Origin of the sequence: Microbulbifer bruguierae, from assembly GCF_029869925.1 — a bacterium.
Taxonomy (GTDB): domain Bacteria; phylum Pseudomonadota; class Gammaproteobacteria; order Pseudomonadales; family Cellvibrionaceae; genus Microbulbifer; species Microbulbifer bruguierae.
Map to the genome: position 1 here is coordinate 876588 of NZ_CP118605.1, position 18909 is coordinate 895496.

General features: G+C 57.5%; 20 protein-coding genes and 1 tRNA gene. 4 read left to right on the plus strand and 17 right to left on the minus strand.

Translation table 11 applies throughout. The features are described 5' to 3' along the window. Positions 1-142: 142 nt before the first annotated feature. From PVT68_RS03760 to PVT68_RS03810, 11 genes are all read right to left on the minus strand, one after another. The gene (locus PVT68_RS03760; RefSeq protein WP_280321278.1) at positions 143-745 is read right to left on the minus strand and encodes an IMPACT family protein; all 603 of its coding nucleotides are present in this window, start codon (positions 743-745) and stop codon (positions 143-145) included. Then, positions 708-1289 (minus strand): DsbE family thiol:disulfide interchange protein, encoded by a 582-nt coding sequence (locus tag PVT68_RS03765; protein WP_280321279.1) that lies wholly within the window; start codon positions 1287-1289, stop codon positions 708-710. Before PVT68_RS03765 ends, PVT68_RS03760 begins: the two co-directional genes overlap by 38 nt. 61 nt (positions 1290-1350) lie before the next feature. Beyond that, positions 1351-3354, minus strand: coding sequence for a heme lyase CcmF/NrfE family subunit (locus PVT68_RS03770; RefSeq protein ID WP_280321280.1), 2004 nt, complete (start codon positions 3352-3354; stop codon positions 1351-1353). Further along, on the minus strand, positions 3351-3800 hold the full coding sequence (locus PVT68_RS03775; protein ID WP_280321281.1) for a cytochrome c maturation protein CcmE: 450 nt from the start codon (positions 3798-3800) through the stop codon (positions 3351-3353). The genes PVT68_RS03770 and PVT68_RS03775 overlap by 4 nt, the downstream gene beginning before the upstream one ends. 62 nt (positions 3801-3862) lie before the next feature. Further along, positions 3863-4096, minus strand: a complete 234-nt coding sequence (gene ccmD / locus PVT68_RS03780) for a heme exporter protein CcmD (protein ID WP_280321283.1) — start codon at positions 4094-4096, stop codon at positions 3863-3865. A 10-nt stretch (positions 4097-4106) separates the two neighbouring features. Continuing rightward, entirely contained in the window at positions 4107-4859 is a 753-nt protein-coding gene (locus PVT68_RS03785; RefSeq protein WP_280321284.1) for a heme ABC transporter permease, read from the minus strand. A gap of 68 nt (positions 4860-4927) precedes the next feature. Next, positions 4928-5674: a heme exporter protein CcmB gene (gene ccmB / locus PVT68_RS03790; protein ID WP_280321285.1), complete on the minus strand. Its 747-nt coding sequence runs from the start codon at positions 5672-5674 to the stop codon at positions 4928-4930. Continuing rightward, complete coding sequence (ccmA, locus tag PVT68_RS03795; RefSeq protein ID WP_280321287.1) at positions 5664-6362, minus strand: cytochrome c biogenesis heme-transporting ATPase CcmA; 699 nt, start codon at positions 6360-6362, stop codon at positions 5664-5666. Before ccmA ends, ccmB begins: the two co-directional genes overlap by 11 nt. Before the next feature lie 33 nt (positions 6363-6395). Then, entirely contained in the window at positions 6396-8174 is a 1779-nt protein-coding gene (locus PVT68_RS03800) for an ATP-binding SpoIIE family protein phosphatase (protein WP_280321288.1), read from the minus strand. Positions 8175-8190: 16 nt separating this feature from the next. Beyond that, positions 8191-8535, minus strand: coding sequence for an STAS domain-containing protein (locus PVT68_RS03805; protein WP_280321289.1), 345 nt, complete (start codon positions 8533-8535; stop codon positions 8191-8193). A gap of 278 nt (positions 8536-8813) precedes the next feature. After that, on the minus strand, positions 8814-9086 hold the full coding sequence (locus PVT68_RS03810; protein WP_280321290.1) for a PA3496 family putative envelope integrity protein: 273 nt from the start codon (positions 9084-9086) through the stop codon (positions 8814-8816). Positions 9087-9538: 452 nt separating this feature from the next. On the opposite strand from PVT68_RS03810, the gene PVT68_RS03815 reads away from it, so the two are divergent. After that, complete coding sequence (locus PVT68_RS03815; protein ID WP_280321292.1) at positions 9539-10222, plus strand: 2OG-Fe(II) oxygenase family protein; 684 nt, start codon at positions 9539-9541, stop codon at positions 10220-10222. A 139-nt stretch (positions 10223-10361) separates the two neighbouring features. Next, a tRNA-Arg gene (locus PVT68_RS03820) sits at positions 10362-10437 on the plus strand. 23 nt (positions 10438-10460) lie between these two features. Here the strand turns inward: PVT68_RS03820 and PVT68_RS03825 are convergent. Both PVT68_RS03825 and PVT68_RS03830 read right to left on the minus strand, forming a co-directional pair. Further along, complete coding sequence (locus PVT68_RS03825; protein ID WP_280321294.1) at positions 10461-11525, minus strand: isoaspartyl peptidase/L-asparaginase family protein; 1065 nt, start codon at positions 11523-11525, stop codon at positions 10461-10463. A 68-nt stretch (positions 11526-11593) separates the two neighbouring features. Next, the gene (locus PVT68_RS03830) at positions 11594-12493 is read right to left on the minus strand and encodes a LysR family transcriptional regulator (RefSeq protein ID WP_280321295.1); all 900 of its coding nucleotides are present in this window, start codon (positions 12491-12493) and stop codon (positions 11594-11596) included. A gap of 150 nt (positions 12494-12643) precedes the next feature. On the opposite strand from PVT68_RS03830, the gene PVT68_RS03835 reads away from it, so the two are divergent. Together PVT68_RS03835 and PVT68_RS03840 are read left to right on the plus strand one after the other, a co-directional pair. Further along, positions 12644-13867: an acyl-CoA dehydrogenase family protein gene (locus PVT68_RS03835; protein ID WP_280321296.1), complete on the plus strand. Its 1224-nt coding sequence runs from the start codon at positions 12644-12646 to the stop codon at positions 13865-13867. 14 nt (positions 13868-13881) lie between these two features. Further along, complete coding sequence (locus tag PVT68_RS03840; RefSeq protein ID WP_280321298.1) at positions 13882-14940, plus strand: phosphotransferase family protein; 1059 nt, start codon at positions 13882-13884, stop codon at positions 14938-14940. Positions 14941-15132: 192 nt separating this feature from the next. On the opposite strand, the gene PVT68_RS03845 is transcribed toward PVT68_RS03840, so the two are convergent. The 4 genes from PVT68_RS03845 to PVT68_RS03860 all read right to left on the minus strand — a co-directional run bounded on the left by PVT68_RS03845 (position 15133) and on the right by PVT68_RS03860 (position 18899). Beyond that, positions 15133-15912 (minus strand): SDR family NAD(P)-dependent oxidoreductase, encoded by a 780-nt coding sequence (locus PVT68_RS03845; RefSeq protein WP_280321299.1) that lies wholly within the window; start codon positions 15910-15912, stop codon positions 15133-15135. A 39-nt stretch (positions 15913-15951) separates the two neighbouring features. Then, positions 15952-16743 (minus strand): enoyl-CoA hydratase/isomerase family protein, encoded by a 792-nt coding sequence (locus PVT68_RS03850; protein WP_280321300.1) that lies wholly within the window; start codon positions 16741-16743, stop codon positions 15952-15954. A gap of 23 nt (positions 16744-16766) precedes the next feature. Next, on the minus strand, positions 16767-17930 hold the full coding sequence (locus PVT68_RS03855) for a CaiB/BaiF CoA transferase family protein (RefSeq protein ID WP_280321301.1): 1164 nt from the start codon (positions 17928-17930) through the stop codon (positions 16767-16769). A gap of 198 nt (positions 17931-18128) precedes the next feature. Further along, the gene (locus PVT68_RS03860) at positions 18129-18899 is read right to left on the minus strand and encodes an SDR family NAD(P)-dependent oxidoreductase (RefSeq protein WP_280321302.1); all 771 of its coding nucleotides are present in this window, start codon (positions 18897-18899) and stop codon (positions 18129-18131) included. Positions 18900-18909 lie beyond the last annotated feature (10 nt).

Here is an 18909-nt window from a genome sequence, read left to right on the forward strand (position 1 = left end):
ATTTAGGTCGTTGCAGGAGCCCGAAGGGTGGGCACCGCAGGTGCGAATCAATACCCCCGCGAATCAAAAGAACTCACATAAACGCCTGTGCTCATTTATATACTGCGCATATGCACCGCATTCGACCAGGGTGTTAAATCCGTTAACCCCCATCCTCGAGAATCAGAAACCCTTCGGCAAGCAATTGCTCCTGCAACAGCGGCCACTGATCTTCCGGTAATTGCAATCCAACACGCACGCGACTGCTGTAGTCCGCCTCCAGACAATGACCCCGATACTGGCCCACCAAAAATCGCAAACGGGATTCCTGCGCAAATTCACAGGCCACAATGACCTGACACTCGGCAACAAACGGCTGCAATTGAGCAACCCTCAGTGCCGCGCCCACAGCGCCACGGTATGCCCGCATCAACCCGCCGACACCAAGCTTGGTACCACCGAAATACCGGGTCACGACTGCACCGACATTACCTACTTCCTGCTTCAGCAGTAACTCAAGCATCGGACGACCGGCGCTTCCACCGGGCTCACCGTCATCGTCCGCCTGCATCATTTCGGGATTACTCGGATTGCCGATGACCAGTGCCGTACAGTGGTGCGAAGCATCCGGGTACAGCGCGCGAATAATTTCCAGTTGTCGCAAAAAAGCCGCTTTATCCGTTACTGGTCCCAACCAGCAGATAAAGCGGCTCTTTTTTTCTTCGGTCTCAATGACAACGGGAGAGCAGAGAATCTGATAGCTCACCGGCAAATGCGTCCCAGGGTTGCTTCTGTAATCGATCGTAAAGTGGCTGTAACTTCGTCTGCCAGATCCGATCGTCTACGACGCCCACGTGCTTGCAGCGGATGGTGCCACCGGCATCCACCAGAAACGTTTCCGGTGCGCCGAATACACCAAGGTCCAGCGCCAACCGGCCTTCCACATCCGCAACTGAAAATACGTAAGGGTTGTGGAATTTTTCCAGCCATTTCAACGCCGCTTCGTTATCGTCTTTCAGGTTGATGCCAACAATGGGCACCCCCTCTTCCGCCAACTTGTTGAGATAGGGGTGTTCCACGCGACAGGAAACGCACCAGGTGGCCCAAACATTGAGCAACAGCGGCTTGTCGGGGAGGTCCGCCTTATTCAGCTCGCGGTTGGACTCCACATCCAGCAAGGCAAAGTCCGGCACCGGCTTGTTCACCAGAGCAGAGGGCATTTCCTGCGGGTTTAGGGACAGGCCCCGCCAAAATAACAACGCAAGCGCAGCAAAAATAATCAGTGGTAAAAAAAGCTTCAGCCTTGCCATTCGGTAACCTGCTCCCTATGCCCTACTAAATCCAAGCGCGAAACCACAAGGTACCCGAGCATCAGGCACCTGCCAGCGAGCCGTCGCCAACAGGCCGGTCAACCGCCGACTGCCCGCGCGCGGCTGTCACCTTGCGATAACGCTTATCCGCGACCGCAACGGCGCCACCCAGGGCCATCAGGGCTGCACCCAGCCAGATCCACACCACGAAAGCCTTGTATTGCAGACGTACAGCCCAATCTCCGCCGATATTTGATTTATCCATGGGCTCACCCAGTGCCACATATAAGTCACGGAAAAGACTGGTTTCGATAGCGGCCTCAGTCATCACATTACCGCCGGAAAGGTAACTGCGCTTTTGCGGGTGCAGCTCAGTAACAACCTTGCCGTGGCGCCGCACGAGAATCACACCTTCGGACGCGCGATAATTGGCCCCCTGTACCTGGCGAACTCCCTCAAAGGTGAATTCATAACCAGACATTTCTGCGCTCTGCCCTGGCGACATGCGCAAGTCTTTTTCCACGCTGTAGACGGTTGTCAGGGCGACACCGAGAACGGAAACCGCGAGACCGATATGCCCCAGATGCATACCGAAGTAACTTGCACGCTGACGCCTCAAACCCGCCCAGACACTGACCGCATTGCGTGATTTGGCGAGGACATCTGCAACACTGGCGGCAACGACCCAGATTCCCGCAAACACTCCCAGTAGAGCTCCCCAATGGAAATCACCCGCCAACAGGGTTATCAGTGGCGATGCGATTACCGCAACCAGAGCCGGCAACCCCCAGGCTTTCACCAGCTTGCGCAACTGGCTGTCCTTCCAGTTGGCGTGGATACCCAGCCCCAACAAAATACACAGTACCAACATCAGCGGCACAAAAAACATATTAAAAAACGGTGGTCCGACGCTGATCTTGCCCCAGTCGAGAGCGTCCGCCAGTAGCGGGTAAAGAGTACCCGTGAGAACCACGGCCATGATCAACATCAACAGGACATTGTTCCCCAGCAGGAATGTCTCCCGCGAACGAAATGAAAAGACACTGCCCGCACTCACCGTCGGTGCCCGCACAGCGAACAACAACAGGGATGCCCCCACAACAATTGCCAGAAACACCAAAATAAATCCACCGCGCAGCGGATCTGTCGCAAACGCGTGCACCGAAGTCAGCACCCCGGAACGCACCAAAAATGTACCCAGCAGACTTAGGCTAAACGCAAAGATGGATAGAAGAATGGTCCAGCTGCGGAAAAGACCGCGCTTTTCCGTAACCGCAAGGGAATGCAACAGCGCGGTCCCCACCAGCCAGGGCATAAAAGAGGCGTTCTCCACCGGGTCCCAGAACCACCAGCCACCCCAACCCAGTTCGTAGTAAGCCCACCAGCTTCCCAGAGCGATACCCAGGGTAAGAAACGCCCAGGCGACGGCAGTCCAGGGGCGCGCCCAGCGAGCCCAGGCGCTATCGAGCCGGCCCTCGAGCAGAGCTGCAATCGCAAAGGCGAAAGCCACGGAGAATCCCACATACCCCATATACAGCAGCGGCGGATGGATAATCATCCCGGGATCCTGCAGCAACGGATTGAGGTCACTGCCATCACCGGGAGGAAACGGCAGGATTCGATCAAACGGATTGGAGGTCATCAGGATAAACAGGAAAAAGCCGATCAGCAGCATTCCCAGCACTGCCAGCACCCGCGCCACCAGCACCTCTGGCAACTGACGACTGCAAAGTGCCACCGTTGAAGTCCAACCCGCCAACATCAGCAGCCACAGCAGGATAGAGCCCTCATGCCCGCCCCACACCGCAGTAACCTTGTAGACCATCGGCAGAATACTATTGGAATTCTGGGCCACGTAGGTCACTGAAAAATCGCTGTTTATAAAGGCCACGGTGAGACACACGAAGGCCAGTGCGGTAAACACGAATACGCCATAGGAGAGCGGTCGCGCGCTATCCATCCACAATACACGCCCGGTGTAGGTGCCGAGCAACGGCAACACCGCCAAAGCGATTGAAAGCAAAAGGCCCACAATCAGGGCAAAGTGCCCCAGCTCAGGAGTCATATCTTCGGACCTCCTTTACAGTTCGCCTTGTTGTGCATGGTATCCGCCACTTCCGGCGGCGTGTAGGACTCGTCGTGCTTGGCCAGGACCTGGTCAGCGCGCACATAGCCATCCTGCTTAAGCTTCCCGGTAATGACTGCCGCCTCGCCTTCCGCAAACAGATCCGGCAATATCTTGTCGAACACCACCTCCAGCTCTGCCGCACCATCGGTCAGGGTAAAGCGCACATCCAGCGAGCTGCCATCCCGCACAACACTGCCCGGGACCACGCAACCACCGGCACGAATACGTTTTTCAAACGGAACCTCACCCGCCGCGAACGCGCTGGGGGCGTAAAAATAGTCCATATTCGAGCGCATCGCGTAGGCGACAAATCCCACGGCGGCGCTGGAAAGCGCCACCAGCAGAATGACCAGTATCAGGCGTTGTTTGCGGGCTGGATGCATCTTTATCCTGCTTTAAAAATGAAAATTGATTGGCGTGGTCGCAACCGTGAAGTTGGCGCGATTCAGTCTGCGATTTCTGGCTGCGGATGTGCCTGCCGCGCCGTCAGAGCACGGCGGCGAGCTTCCTCCTGGCGCAACTGGCGGCCAAGCGCCTGACGCAGAGTGCGCTGTCGCAACAGTGGGACAACAGCAAGCGCAGCCATTACCAGCAGGGTCACGCAATAACTGCCCCATACATAGGGGCCATGTCCGCTCATGGCAAGGAAATCGGCCAGACTATCGAATTGAAATTGCACTATCCCCTCCTCAGGCCTTCGCCGCCGGCGGCTGTAGCAGCTCACGCACCCATTGAGTGCGCGATTCGCGTTGCAGCACCAAAGTGCGGGTATGCATGGTCAGCACCCAGGCAAAAAACAGGTAGAAGCCGGCAATCATGGTAATCAGCGGGTAGAACATACTGGGGTCGATGGTGCTGGCTTGGGTCAGCTTCAGCGTCGCCGGCTGGTGCAGGGTGAACCACCAGTCTACAGACTTGTAGATAATGGGAATATTGACCGTCCCCACCAGAGCCAGCAGCGCGCTGGCCTTGTCTCCCGACTGCTCACGACTGAAAGCGCCGGAAAGTGCCATCACCCCCAGGTACAGGAAAAACAGGATCAGCATCGAAGTAATGCGGGCATCCCACACCCAATAGGTGCCCCAGGTAGGCTTGCCCCAAACCGCACCGGTAAACAGCGCGACAAATGTGAGCGCAGCGCCGATCGGTGCCGCCGCACGCATGACGACGAACGACAGCTTCATTTTCCATATCAGGCCAATGGCGCCGCAGATCGCCATAATGTAGTAACCCGCCAGAGCGAGAAATGCCGCTGGCACGTGGATATAAATGATGCGATAGCTATTGCCCTGCTTGGCATCCTGAGGCGCAAACCCCAGACCCCAGACAGCCCCAATCACCAACAATATCAGGCTGGCAACACCCAGCCAGGGCAGCCAGGCAGCAGACTTCTGGTAAAACCAGCGGGGCGAGCCCAATCTGTGAAACCATTGCCAGGACAAAACATTCTCTCCTATGCCCTCCTCTCGCCCGGTCATCACAGCGCAAGCAGTAACCAGGTCGAGCAGGATCAATTTTCCAAGCTGATACGGATAGCGCCGGCAGCCGCCAGTGGGGCCAACGCGGCAGCGGCGGCCAGAATGCCGCCAAGAATCGCCAGTTGCGGCGCATAGCTATAGCCATCCAGCGCCGCCTGCACCGTTCCGGTGCCGAAGATTAACACGGGCACATAGAGCGGCATAATGATCAATGCCAATAATAGCCCTGGCCGCCTCAGGGCGACGGTCAGGGCGGCGCCGACAGCGCCGATAAGGCTGAGACTCGCAGTGCCCAGCGCCAATGAGATCAGCAACGGCAGATACCCCGCCCCCCCAAGGTTCAGCATCATGCCCAGCAGCGGTGACAACAGGGACAATGGCAAACCCGTCACCAGCCAATGCACCAGCACCTTGGCCAACACCGGGAAATACAGCGGCTCTGGTTGCAGTGCCAGTTGCTCGAGCGAGCCGTCGTCATAGTCTCCGCGAAAGAGTGACTCCTGAGACAGCAACGTCGCGAGCAATGCCATCACCCAAATCAGGCCCGCCGCCATACGGGAGAGCACTTCTGGATCCGGCCCAATCCCGAGGGGCATCATGGCCAGCACTGTGACAAAAAACAGCAGTGGGTTGACGATGTCCGACCGGCGACGGACCGCCAGCGTCAGCTCGGTACGCAACAGGGTAAAAAAGCCGGGGGCGTGCACTGTCGCCACGTCAGTGTCGAAGGGAAGATCGCGGTGCGCCGACACACTAGTCTGCAATTGCTCAGCCTGCATAGGTAATCCCCAGGGATTCCGTATCCGGCTGAAAGTCTGCCAGGTTCACTTTCGCCAACGGCATCAGGTTGACCGGCTGATGAGAGGTCAACAGGATACCCCCACCCCGCTTGAGATGCCGGCCCATCTGCGCTTCCAGGCTGGTCACCCCGGCTACATCCAGTGCCGCCAGAGGCTCATCAAGCACCCACAACAGAGGTGAAGAAGGCAGGTACAAGCGCGCCAGGGCTACGCGTCGATTCTGGCCCGCAGATAACTGCTGGCACAGCACATCCTCGAAACCGTACAGCCCTACAGCCTCCAGAGCCTGCATGGCGTGCTCCCCGGAAGCCCCGTACCAGGCGAGGTTTTCCAGCGGCGTAAGCCCGCGACGTACCCCGGCATTGTGTCCAATATACAAAAGGGAGGCGCGCATTGCGGTGAGGGCGCGCGGATAGGATTCACCACGCCAGCGGATGTCACCATCGAAGTCCGAGGCACTGCCAATCAACGTGCGGATCAGGGTACTTTTGCCGGCGCCGTTGGCTCCTTCAACCTGGAGAGCGGCGCCCGCTGCCAGGGTAAAGCCCAGGTCACAAAAAAGGATACGACCATCCCGCTCACAGGACAGTCCGCTAACGGCAAGAAGGGAACCGGCAGCGGGCGCGCCGGAGGTTTTTTGCGGATATTCCGAGGATAGAGAGACCATTGCCCATCGCAGCTGACGAAAAACTGACCGGCATTATACCGGCACCGGCGGGGTTTGTACGGCTCTGGCCAGTCCTTTGCTTTCAATATCTTCCGCACTCGCGGGTTCCGCTCCCCAACGAATAACAGCTTCCACCCGACTGCTGCCGGGGCCATAGCGCACTTCATCGCAAACCGTCTGCAATAACCCCAAACCCCGGCCAGCGTATACCCCTTTGGGCTCCTGGACGTGGGGAAAGCCGACACCACTGTCTTCCACCACGATCTTGAGGACGCCATCCTGGTCGTGCTGGCTGCAGGAGAGCGACACACTCACCCACCCTCCGCTCAGCGCCCCACGGCGCTCTGCCAACAGATCGTAGTAACGCACAAACCCTTCATCGGTACACTTCAGGGAAGAATCCAGTTCCAGAACCCCGTGCTCAAGCGCATTGCGGAACAGCTCCCCGAGGGCAGTGGCCAGGTCCTCATGGAAACGAGCGGCGCCTGGCATCTGGCCCACCACACTCAACAGGTACGGCAACGGGTCTGCGTCCCTCAGCTCCTGCTCTGAGAGCCTGAAACTGATCGACCAATCACCAATCCGCCCACCCTGGCGCTGACCATCGGGCGCAACCGGCGACCACTCGCGTCGACTCAGAACGGGATCCGAGAGATCCAGTTCTACCAGCGATAGGTCATCGTGCTGCTCGGCCGCGTGGGCGCTGACCGCCACCAGAATCTGGTCAAAAATTTCGGGGCCCTCCTGCCCGTCCATGCGTAGCAACTCCAGCAGACGGCTCTCGCCGAAATGCTCGCCCCTGCCATTGCGAGCCTCATGAACGCCATCGCTCCACAGGTAAAGTCGGTCTCCGGGCAACACCCGTTGATTGACCAACGCACGGTCGATCTGATCTCCCGGCAATACCCCCAGCGGCAAGTGGCGGGACTCAAGCATGACCAGCTCGCCGCTGGCGCGCTTGAGACACGGGCTCGGCATACCCGCATTGAATATCCGCAGATGCTTGCGGCGAGGATCGAATTCCAGCATCACCAGACAGCAGAACATCTGCCGCGGCAGAATATCGAAGAGTTTGCCATTGACCTCCCTCAGCACCCGGGTCATGGAAAACCCCCTGGGGACCATGGAATAGAAAATGGACGTGAGTGGCACAGCGCCCACCGCCGCCGCCAAACCGTGGCCAGCAAAATCACCCAGCATCAAAACCAGTTTGCCGTCTGGCGAGTGGGTCGCGACCAGCAGATCGCCATTGAGTACCGCGCGGGGGGAAAGGTGGTACCTGATGGCCGGAGTATCGTTTAGACAACTCTCGTTACCGAGATTGTCAAAAATTTCCCGCGCATTGGCCTGCTCTTGCAGAAAGTCCGCATGATGTCGGCGCAACCTGTCGCGCTGCGCCATCAGGGAGCGGCTGAATTCGCAAAAGCGGCGAATGGAGGCCAGCTTTAACTGAACCAGCGCAGGACTATAGGGCTTGGTAAGAATATCGTCGCATTCAATGGGCGGCGCCTGTGTCGCCACCCCGGCTCCCTGAACACATAGAATAGGGACAGGTTCAATACCGCCGCGCTGGCGCAGTTGCCGGACATTTCGGTTCGCCGTTTGCGCGGCTGCAACCGGGCCGAAAATGAGCAGGTTGGGCAAGAACTCATCGTAGGCACCCAGCGCCATGGCAGCGCTGCTTGCCAGACAGATTTCCGCAGGCTCACGGCTCCCGGTAGCGCTGGTGTATTCCCAGCTACGAATCAGCTGCTGAAGTTCTGCCGCCTCGCGTGTATCGCTTTCTACTATCAGGACTCGAAAGGCCGCCATAGTCTGGGACCTGTTTTCAGCGGATGCTGAAAATCCTATCGAAATTGGAAACCGCCAGGATATGCGAGACATGTGGATTTGCGTTGATCAGTTCCACCTCGGGTCGGAAGCCTTCGCGCTCCAATTCCACACAGTAGTCCCGCAACAACAACAGCATTCCCAGAGCTGCGCTGTCCAGGTGCTCGGTTGCAGAGAGATCAACGAGAAATATTTTGGGCGGAGGTGCCAGGTTGCGATAAGCCCTCTGGAAATCCCGGTGCACATTGAAATCGAAATTACCGGCCACGCGAATAACCACGGTATCACCGCTGTCGGAAATTTCGGAGATCACCCGGCTTTCGAGCCTGTCGGACACCACCATCTGAAAATCCTTATTTCTGCGCTTTGCTATAGCTTCTTATGTAGCGCGGGCCTGACAATCCGACCAAATATACACCCCACCAGGGAGCATGCAAACCGGTAGCCGGTCGGCAATAGCCAGAAATGCTTCCGACAGACAAAAGGGTGCACTAAGGCACCCTTTTTTTAGCCCACCCACAATTCACCTGAGCAACCGGCCAGTTCTACAAACCACGGTATAAATTAAGCAGGGCCCGGCCCCGATCGGTGTTTTTCGCCCTGATGAATTACAGTTCTGCGTCAGCAATCAAACTGGTAGTCCATAAGCTCCCTTCTGAGGCGCATTTCCTCCAGTTTATCCTCGACCATCCGCCGTGCATCCCTGGGGCTTTGAGGGGTATACAGCAGGTCCTCGGTCGCAGAAGAATCAGATTCATCAAAATCCATGTCATTTTCGATAACGTTGCCGCTCATAGAAAACTCCACAATCTCGATCTGCCAGGGCAGAAACACTTTGTCTATTGTTGTTGTGCCGTCGCAGATTAGCCAGCCCTGGCTTTCCTGGTCAAGCAACTTTTATGCTGTGGAAACAAGTTTTTTCCCAGGGTTACACCGCCCTGCTTTGGGGCTCGCGGCGCGCAGAAATGTGTCAACCTGCCACCCCCACAGCTGGCGCCAAAATACCTAAAAATTGTTACTAATTCGGGACAATTTTTTCCTGCCCAACCAGGTTTACTCCGCCATGAAAAAGGTGAACTACGGTAACCGTGCGCAAGATGCGTTACTGTTGGTTACAGCGTCTCTACAAAAATAAAAGGAATGGGTACTGGGGTCGGCAGGCAGCCCACCCGCGGGAAATGGGTGTCACACCAATTTGTCGGAACCTGGGGAAACCTTGGCGGCGGTAGCCGAAAACAGCATTGGATGAATAAATACCCTCTGCTATGTTTGTGTGGTCACCGTCAGGCTGCCGGTACCCGAGGAGTTTTTGAGCGCAGCGACCCGCAAAACAGGGCCCAAAATCCATGACCGATTTCGATATCGACGTCCACCCCCGACTGCAAGCAAGTACCCTCACCCACCCCACGACGCTGGTGAGATCCGAGCCCTTCAACTTCCTGGTGTCCAGCAATATGCTGCCACGGAACGCAATGCAGACACTGCTGGCCGCCTTCCCCAAATTGAAGGGCGCGGGATACTTGCCCTATCAAAGAGCAGATTGCGGCACCTCAATAAACGCACTTATCGACAGCATATTAGAGCCTGAATTTGCCGACACACTGGGGGCCCGCCTCGGTATCGAGCAAATGTCCCAGTACCCCACCTATGTATCCATTTCCGGCAGGCTCAAGAAACGTCACGGTAATATTCACACCGATGGCAAATCCAAAATTGCGACAGCTCTCCTGTACCTCAACGGCGACTGGACACAGGTCCAGCAAGGGTGCCTGCGCTTTCTCAACCGCATAGACGACTTTGAGGATATGGTGGTGCCGGAAATTCCTCCGGTCTACGGCACTCTGGCCGCATTCAGGCGTGCAGACAATTCATTCCACGGCCACCTGCCGTTTGAGGGCGAGCGCCGCGTCATTCAGGTTGCCTGGCTTACGGACTCCGAACACAAATCTCGCAAGGCAAAACGCGGACAACTCGCGCACAGACTGAAACAACTGCAGGCCTGGCTGGGAGACAAATTGAGAGGGAAGTAACGTCTTCTGGAGGTACGGAACCTTACCTTATCGCGGAACTTTCGCGATCGCTTCCATATCGCCCCCCCTGGCATACCTCTGGGATTTTCGGCATGACATCCTGTACCCCAGCCGTTAGAATGGCCGCCTTTCTATTTACGTCCCCGTCGGTTAACAGGATAAACCACGGACCTCCTAAGTCCGGACTGCCCGTTCGAGTCGGGCCGGGGACGCCAGCTTTTCCGATCAATGCGAACGATCAGCCCTCGTTGAAAATCGCCACCTCTGCCGCCTTCCCTGCCACACGGCTTGCACGGTACATACCCGCAGTGTTGAACGTGAGTGCAATATTGCCCTTGGCATCCAGCACGATCACACCACCGGTGCCGCCCACCGGCAGCAGTATCTGATTGATCACCTCATCCGCCGCCTGCGCCACGCTCTTGTTCTGGTAGGCAACCCGTGTGCAGATATCCGCAGCAACGTTGTAGCGGATAAAATATTCTCCATGGCCAGTAGCGGAGACCGCACAGGAACTGTTGTCGGCGAAAGTGCCGGCGCCGATTACCGGGGAATCGCCGATACGCCCAAAGCGCTTGGCGGTCATGCCGCCGGTGGAGGTCCCGGCGGCAAGGTTGCCCTGCTGATCCAAGGCGACGGCGCCTACGGTACCCATTCTGAACGGCACTGGCAGTGCGTCAACCGCCGCACGATAGTCCTTGTCCTGTTTGTTTTCCTTATCGAGTTTTTCCTTCGCACGCTCCAGTTGCTCACGGCGCTGCTCGGTATCAAAAATTTTGTTGTCTACCATGGGCACACTGCGGCTGCGGGCGAATTCCTCGGCACCGGCACCAGCCAACATCACAAACGGAGAATCCTCCATCACCATACGCGCGAGGTTGATCGGATTGGCAATGCGCTTGACCCCTGCCACTGCCCCGGCCTGGCGATTGCGGCCGTCCATGATGGAGGCATCCAGCTCGTGGGTACCGTCGTAGGTATAGACCGCGCCTTTTCCCGCATTGAACAGTGGTGAGTTTTCCATCACGTTGATCGCGGCCACCACCGCGTCCAGGCTGGAACCGCCTTTTTCCAGCACCACATAACCGGCATTGATCGCCTCTTCCAGCTTGGCCTCATAGTCGCGCTGCTTTTCCGGGGTCATGCTGGATTTTTTAATCGTGCCGGCACCGCCGTGAATAGCGATGGCGAACTTCGGCGCGGCCGACTCGGAAGCCGCTGGTGATTGTGCGTGCAGGTTGAGGCTGCAAAGCGCTAGTGCGGCAATTGAAAGGTTGAAAGTAAGGTTAAGGATTCGCTTCATGGTTTTCCCCGGCGATTTATCGTTATCGTTGCCGAAGAAAATAAAGCACCTCTACGATCTGCGCCACCTCAATTGAGTACCGTGCGGGAAACCGATTCAATCATCTCCCGCATCCAGCGGCTGGCCGGATCATCTTCCGCATTGCGGTGCCAGAACAGTTGCCAGCTGAGTGGTTCCACCGCGAACGGCAGTTCGACCACTGCCAGCGGCAGGGTTTCCGCCAGTACTCGCGGCACTGTCCATAGCAGTTCGGTGCCCTCGGTAATCCGTGAAGCCACCAGGTAGTTCTGTACCCGCATGGCAATGGTACGCTGGAAGCCCATGCCGTGGAGCGCCATTTCCACCTGTCCCCTGCCCTTGCGGCGACTGGAAACATGGATGTGCTCCGCCGCGAGGTAATTTTCGAGCGACAGGTCGCCGCCCGCCAGCGGGTGCCCGGGGCGCATGGCCACCACATAGGGCAACTCACCGATATGTTTGTGGCCGAGCTCACGGGCATTGACCGCCGGCGCATCCAGCAGCAGGTCGATCACACCACCCTTCAGCTCCGCCGTCGCAGCTTCCCGCTCTACGTAATAGCTGGTGATGGCGATGGCCGGAGCCACATCCCGCACCGCCTCATGCAGCCGTGGCAGCAACAGAGATTCCGCCAGATCGTTCATCCCCAAACGAAACACCTTCTGGGAGCGGAAAGGATCAAAGCGCGCATTAACCCCGACGCTGCGCCCCAGCAAGGAAAGTGCCTCGCGCACATCCTTTACAACGCTATCCGCCACCGGGGTAGGACTCATGCCCTCACGGGTCTTTACGAAGAGGTGATCGTCAAAGGTCTGGCGCAAACGGCCGAGGGCGTTGCTCACCGCCGGCTGGGTGAGATTCAGCAATTGCGCCACCTTGGTCACACTGCGCTCGCGGTAGAGCGCATCGAAGACCACAAACAGATTCAGGTCCACTTTTTCAAGCCGCACGGCATCTTCTCCCGGCACCCGTCGCATCACTTAAATCTATGCAGCCGGATAACTTTAATAAATTAGGATGATTACCTGCATTTTTTTATAGTTCTTCGACCAGCCTGTCAACGACAGCAAGCGGAAAAATATTCGAGGCGGAGAAAGCCCATGTTCCGATTCAGCGACTTATCCATGACATTGCAATACCAGTTGCGTGAATTCTTCGACGAGCACATCTACCCCAACGAAATACCCTATCGCGAGCAGCTGGCCGCGGCGGAAAACCGCTTTGCACCGCTGCCGTTGATGGATGACTTGAAACAGCGCGCACAGACTGCGGGCCTGTGGAACCTGTTCGTGCCCAAAGCCCACAGCGAGTACAGCGCCTTTGGGGGGCTCTCCAATCTCGACTACGCGCCACTGGCGGAGCAGATGGGGCGGGTAATCTGGTCGCCGGAAGTATTCAACTGCAACGCACCGGACACCGGCAATATGGAAGTGTTCATGCGCTATGCGACACCCGCTCAGCAGTCCCGGTGGCTCACCCCGCTGCTGAGTGGTGAGATTCGCTCTTCATACGCCATGACCGAGCCCCAGGTCGCCTCATCCGATGCCACCAACATTGAGTTGCGCGTCCAACGCGACGGCGATGAATGGGTGTTGAACGGCCGCAAATGGTTTATTACCGGCGCCCTGTATGAACGCACGAAAATCCTTATCGTAATGGGCAAATCGAACCCGCAAAACCCGGATCGCCATAAACAGCAGACTCAGGTACTGGTACCCAAGGACACCCCGGGAATCACCCTGGTACGCCCCCTCACCACCCTCGGCTACGACGACGCCCCGATCGGCCATGCGGAAATCCGCTTCGATAACGTCCGGGTCCCGCTGGAAAACGTACTGCTCGGCGAAGGCCGGGGTTTTGAGATCGCCCAGGGCCGCCTCGGCCCGGGACGTATCCACCACTGCATGCGTCTCATAGGCGCCGCCCAGCGCGCACTGGAAGAAACCTGCAAACGGGTGGAAAGCCGCACGACCTTCGGTCGCAAACTGAGCCAGCACCAGTCGGTACGCGAGGACATTGCAAAGAGCTTTGCCGAGATACAGATGGCGCGCCTGCTGGTGCTCGAAACCTGCCAGAAAATGGATGAAGTCGGCGCGCGCGAAGCGCGCGACATGATTGCCGCAAGTAAGATCAGCGTGCCGAAAATGGTCCAGGAAATACTCGACCGCTGCATGCAGATGCACGGCGCCGGCGGCCTCACCGATGACTACTTCTTTGCCGAAGCCTTCAACTACGCCCGCTGGTGCCGCCAGGCGGACGGCCCCGACCAGGTACACCAGATGGCCCTGGGAAAACAGTTGATCGAACAGTACGGCAAACAATAAGCGGAGCACCGATTATGTCCGTCAATACCACGCCAAACTCGTCTTTCAATATCGACGAACAGATACTCGCTGGCTATCTGGAAAAAAATATCGCCGACTTCCGCGGCCCACTGACTGCAGAAAAATTTGCCGGCGGCCAGTCAAACCCCACCTACCTGATCCGCGCCGCCAGTGGCAACTACGTCCTTCGCCGCAAGCCACCGGGCCAGCTATTGAAAAGCGCCCACGCCGTCGACCGCGAATACCGTGTCATCGCCGCCCTCGCCGATAGCGACGTTCCGGTAGTAAAGGTCCATCACCTGTGCGAAGACGACAGCATCATAGGCAGCACGTTTTACCTGATGGATTACATCGAAGGCCGCGTATTCTGGGACCCGGCCCTGCCGCATCTGGGCCGGGAGCAGCGCAGTGATATCTATCAGGAAATGAACCGCGTCCTCGCCGCTCTCCATTCCGTCGATATCCAAAAGGCGGGCTTATGCGACTACGGCCGCCCCGGCAATTTCTACCAGCGCCAGATCAACCGCTGGACCCAGCAATACCGCGCATCGGAAACCGAACAGCTCGCCGAAATGGACCTGTTGATCGACTGGCTCCCGGAAAACATTCCCCAGGATGGCAGCCAAGAAAAAACCACCCTGGTCCACGGCGACTTCCGCCTAGACAACATGATCTTCCACCCCACAGAACCCCGCGTACTCGCCCTCGTCGACTGGGAACTCTCCACCCTCGGGCACCCCCTGTTCGATCTCGCCTATCAATGCATGCAACTGCGCATGCCCCACAACAGCGTATTGTCGGGACTCGGCGGTATCGACAGAGCAAGTATCGGCATCCCTACTGAGCAGGAATACATAGAGAGTTATTGCAAGCGAATGGGGTTTAAAGAAATCCCGCATTGGAATTTCTATCTCGCGTTTTGCTTCTTCCGCTTCGCTGCGATATTGCAGGGCGTCAAAAAGCGTGCACTGGAAGGCAATGCATCCAGTGAAAAGGCAATGAAAATGGGAAAACTGGTACAGCCACTAACAACAATGGGCGTAGAACAGATCGAAAACGCCGTCGCGATTTAAATAAAGACAGAACAAAGCTAAAAACGTTATGCGAAGGTGCGGATGCCGGGGGCAGTTTTGTGAAACCTTCCGCGAGAGGGACCTCGCGGAAGAGCCCCCATGGATGGGTTCACGGCGTGTTTCACAAAACTGCACCCGGCAGCCGAACCGCCACAGAACTAGAACCGAGCCACAAACCCAATACCACATATCTCAGATTGGACTGAGAAGGCTCCCACCATCCACTGGCAACTCAATCCCATTAACGAAACTTCCAGCATCACTGGCAAGTAACAATAGAGGACCAGCCAGCTCCCGGTATTCACCCAACCGCTGCGGAACAAGCCGCCGGATATACTCCTGCCCCCGCTCCGTCGCAAACTCTGAAGCATTGATATCCGAAGCAAAATAACCCGGGCATAAGGTATTCACCCGTACCCCGTACCGCCCCAACTCCAGCGCCATATTGCGAGTCAACTGCGCCAGAGCCACTTTCGACACGTTGTAATCCGTCTTCATAATCCCGGTACAAAGACTGTAAATCGAACCGGTATTGATAATGCAGCCCGACTTCTGCGCTCGCATACGCACCGCCGCCTGCCGCGCCACCCGCCAGGCACCCTGCAGGTTCACATTCAACAGATCGCCCCAGACCGACTCATCCTGATCAACAAACCTCTGTGGCGTGGTACTGATACCCGCATTATTCACCAGGATATCCAACCGCTCGATCATTCCATCCAGTGCAACAAATGCCGCTTCCACACTATTGCCATCAGTCACGTCCAGCGCCAGCGCACGGGCACGTCCACCTTTATCGGCAATACGGCTCGCCAGGGCCTCCAGCTTCTCCACCCTGCGCGCCGCCAGAATTACCTCCGCGCCCGCATCCGCCAGCACCTCGGCAAAATAGGCACCGAGCCCGCTGGAAGCACCGGAAATAAGTGCCGTCTTGCCTTGCAGAGAAAACAGTTCTGAAATCCGATCCGTCATACCCGCCTCATTATCGGTTTTATTATCGCTACAGGTCGCTCAGCAACCCTCGAATTCCGGTTTGCGCTTTTCAAAAAAGGCCATGGAACCCTCGCGAAAATCCTTGCTGCGAATCAGCCGGTTCTGGATTTCCGCTTCCAGTGCCATCACCGATTCCAGATCATAGGACTGCGCCTCACGCAGAATCTGCTTTGAATACTGCAGGGTCAGTGGTGCGGCCGCCGCCACCTGCCGCGCAAACTGTATCGCCTGCGCCAGCAGCTCCTCCGCCGGCACCACCCGATTGGCAAGCCCCAGCTCGACACAACGTGCAGCGGCGAGTTTCTGCGACAGCGCGATCATTTCATAAGCGCGCTTGCTGCCCAGCTGCTCCAGCAAAAACTTGTGTGCGCCGCCATCGGGGATAAGGCTGATCGCACCGAACGCGGAGTAGAGGTAGGCATCCTCCGCCATCACAATCAGGTCACAGGCCATCGCCAGCGATGCACCGACCCCGGCGGCGGCACCATTGATTGCGCACACAAATGGCTTGGGCGATTGCTTGATCGCAAGTATCAACGGGTTGTATTCCTCGTTGAGCAAGCGGGTGACAAAGCCGTCCTCATCGGCGCCGGGAAGACGCTCAGTCAGATCCGCCCCTGCGCAAAACCCCTGCCCGGACGCCGCCAGCACCACGGCTCGTACATTTTTATCAGTACTGGCTTTTTCCACCGCCTCACGCAGTTCGAGACGCAATTTTTGGTTGAGTGAATTACGTACCTGCGGACGGTTCAGGGTAATGGTGGCAATGCCCTGCTCAACGCTGTACAGGATGGTTTCAAACAATTCCATAAAAAATCCCTAAATAGTCAGGCTCAAACCGCCTCCGGCGAACGAGCACAGGCAACGGTGCCCTGCGCCTCCAACTGTTCGATATCATCCCCGCGAATGCCGAGCGCAGTGAGCACCGCGCGGGTATCCGCGCCCTGTTGACGCCGGCCGTGCAATACCGACGACGGCGTGCGGCTGAAGCGGGGCGCCGGCGCCGGCTGCAGGTAGCCATCAATGGGCAGGTAGCTATCGCGGGCGCTGTTGTGTGCGTGATGGGGTGCTTCATCGGCAGTCAATACCGGGGACACACAGGCATCGCTGTCTTCCAACAGCGCACACCACTCGTCGCGGGGCTTCTGGCGGAAGGCATCTGCCAGTTCCTGTTTGAGCGCCTGCCACTGGCTGGGATCCGCCTGTGCACTGCTGTTGAAAACGGTTTTATCGAGGCCAACCAGCTCCACAAAGCGGGCAAAGAAATGCGGTTCGATGGAGCCCAGGGCCAAATATTTACCATCGGCGGTTTCGTAGGTGTCATAGAAAAACGCCGCACCGTCCAGCAGATTGCTCTCGCGCTCTGCCAGGTTCCACAGACCCACGGCGTTAAAGCTGTGGCACATCCACATGAGGTTGGCCACACCATCCACCATCGCCGCATCGACTACCTGGCCTTTGCCGGAGCGACCGGTTTCCAGCAATGCGCCGAGAATGCCCATCACCAGAAACATCGAACCACCGCCGAAATCGCCTACAAGATTGAGCGGTACCACAGGACGCTCACCCTTGCGACCGATGGCATGCAGTGCGCCGGTGAGGGAAATGTAATTGATATCGTGGCCGGCATTCTTGGCCAGCGGGCCATCCTGGCCCCAGCCGGTCATGCGCCCGAAAATCAGTTCAGGATTGACCGCGAAGCACTCCTCCGGACCGATACCGAGCTTTTCCATAACCCCGGGACGGAAGCCTTCGATCAGCACATCCGCGGTGGAAACCAGCTTCAGGAAAAGCTCGCGCCCGCGCTCGCTTTTAAGATCCAGCACCACGGATTTTTTTCCGCGACGGCTCATGTCCTTGGCGTACATGGGATCGGCATCGAGACTGCGATCGACACAGACCACCTCCGCCCCCATATCCGCCAACAACATGCCTGCCATGGGACATGGCCCCATTCCCGCAAGTTCGATGACTCGAAACCCACTCAATACACCCATAACGACCTCCCACCACCGGAATATTGTTCCCAGAACGAGTCCGTGGCGGTGCCGCTACCGGGTACAGCTTTGTGAGACACGCCGTAAACCCATCCATGGGGGCTCTGCAAAAACATCCTGTTTTTGAAGGTCTCACAAAACTGTACCCGGTACCGACACCTTCGCAGCAAGTTCAGCATATAGAAAACCATTGAGTTATCAGCGCGGCTGCATGCGGATGCCCGCATCCATGCGAATACACTCGCCGTTGATATAGTCGTTCTCCACGATATGCGCGGACAGCGCCGCGATCTCACTGGTCTTGCCAAGGCGACGAGGAAATACCGTTGAGGCCTCGAGGGACTTGTAATAGGACTCTTCCACGGTTTCAAACAGCGGCGTATGGATCAGACCCGGAACAATGGTGTTTACCCGAATACCGTAGCTCGCCAGCTCGCGCGCCATGGGCAGCGTCATGCCCACCACCGCACCCTTGGTCGCACTGTAAGCCACCTGACCGATCTGCCCCTCGTAGGCAGCGACCGATGCGGTATTGATGATGACCCCGCGCACGCCGTCTTCATTCACCGGCTCATTGGCGGCCATGCGCTCCGCCGCCAGGCGCGCCATATTGAACGTGCCCACCTGGTTTACCATCACCACTTTCATATACAGGTCGAGAGGGTGCGGGCCATTCTTGCCGTAGGTCTTGCAGGCCGGACCGATACCGGCGTAGTTGTTAAGGATATGCAGTGCTCCGAAGGTCTCAATAACCCGGGTGATCCCCGCTGCCGCGGACGCCTCATCGGCCACATTCACCTTGCAAAAAATAGCGCGCTCGCCGAGGGATTCGGCCAGCGCCTGTCCGCCCTTTTCATCCAGGTCGAAGATCGCCACATTAGCGCCGTCGGCGATATAGCGCTCCACCGTGGCCTTGCCAAGACCGGAAGCGCCACCGGTAACAACGGCTGTTTTATTCTTGATATCCATAGCTGTTAAT

What these genes read in the sequence shown, in the direction of transcription:
- PVT68_RS03765 (WP_280321279.1), bottom strand. Translation starts at nt 1,289, where the DNA reads ATGGCAAGGCTGAAGCTTTTTTTACCACTGATTATTTTTGCTGCGCTT.
- PVT68_RS03770 (WP_280321280.1), bottom strand. Translation starts at nt 3,354, where the DNA reads ATGACTCCTGAGCTGGGGCACTTTGCCCTGATTGTGGGCCTTTTGCTT.
- PVT68_RS03775 (WP_280321281.1), bottom strand. Translation starts at nt 3,800, where the DNA reads ATGCATCCAGCCCGCAAACAACGCCTGATACTGGTCATTCTGCTGGTG.
- ccmB (WP_280321285.1), bottom strand. Translation starts at nt 5,674, where the DNA reads ATGCAGGCTGAGCAATTGCAGACTAGTGTGTCGGCGCACCGCGATCTT.
- ccmA (WP_280321287.1), bottom strand. Translation starts at nt 6,362, where the DNA reads ATGGTCTCTCTATCCTCGGAATATCCGCAAAAAACCTCCGGCGCGCCC.
- PVT68_RS03800 (WP_280321288.1), bottom strand. Translation starts at nt 8,174, where the DNA reads ATGGCGGCCTTTCGAGTCCTGATAGTAGAAAGCGATACACGCGAGGCG.
- PVT68_RS03805 (WP_280321289.1), bottom strand. Translation starts at nt 8,535, where the DNA reads ATGGTGGTGTCCGACAGGCTCGAAAGCCGGGTGATCTCCGAAATTTCC.
- PVT68_RS03815 (WP_280321292.1), top strand. Translation starts at nt 9,539, where the DNA reads ATGACCGATTTCGATATCGACGTCCACCCCCGACTGCAAGCAAGTACC.
- PVT68_RS03825 (WP_280321294.1), bottom strand. Translation starts at nt 11,525, where the DNA reads ATGAAGCGAATCCTTAACCTTACTTTCAACCTTTCAATTGCCGCACTA.
- PVT68_RS03835 (WP_280321296.1), top strand. Translation starts at nt 12,644, where the DNA reads ATGTTCCGATTCAGCGACTTATCCATGACATTGCAATACCAGTTGCGT.
- PVT68_RS03840 (WP_280321298.1), top strand. Translation starts at nt 13,882, where the DNA reads ATGTCCGTCAATACCACGCCAAACTCGTCTTTCAATATCGACGAACAG.
- PVT68_RS03845 (WP_280321299.1), bottom strand. Translation starts at nt 15,912, where the DNA reads ATGACGGATCGGATTTCAGAACTGTTTTCTCTGCAAGGCAAGACGGCA.
- PVT68_RS03850 (WP_280321300.1), bottom strand. Translation starts at nt 16,743, where the DNA reads ATGGAATTGTTTGAAACCATCCTGTACAGCGTTGAGCAGGGCATTGCC.
- PVT68_RS03855 (WP_280321301.1), bottom strand. Translation starts at nt 17,930, where the DNA reads ATGGGTGTATTGAGTGGGTTTCGAGTCATCGAACTTGCGGGAATGGGG.
- PVT68_RS03860 (WP_280321302.1), bottom strand. Translation starts at nt 18,899, where the DNA reads ATGGATATCAAGAATAAAACAGCCGTTGTTACCGGTGGCGCTTCCGGT.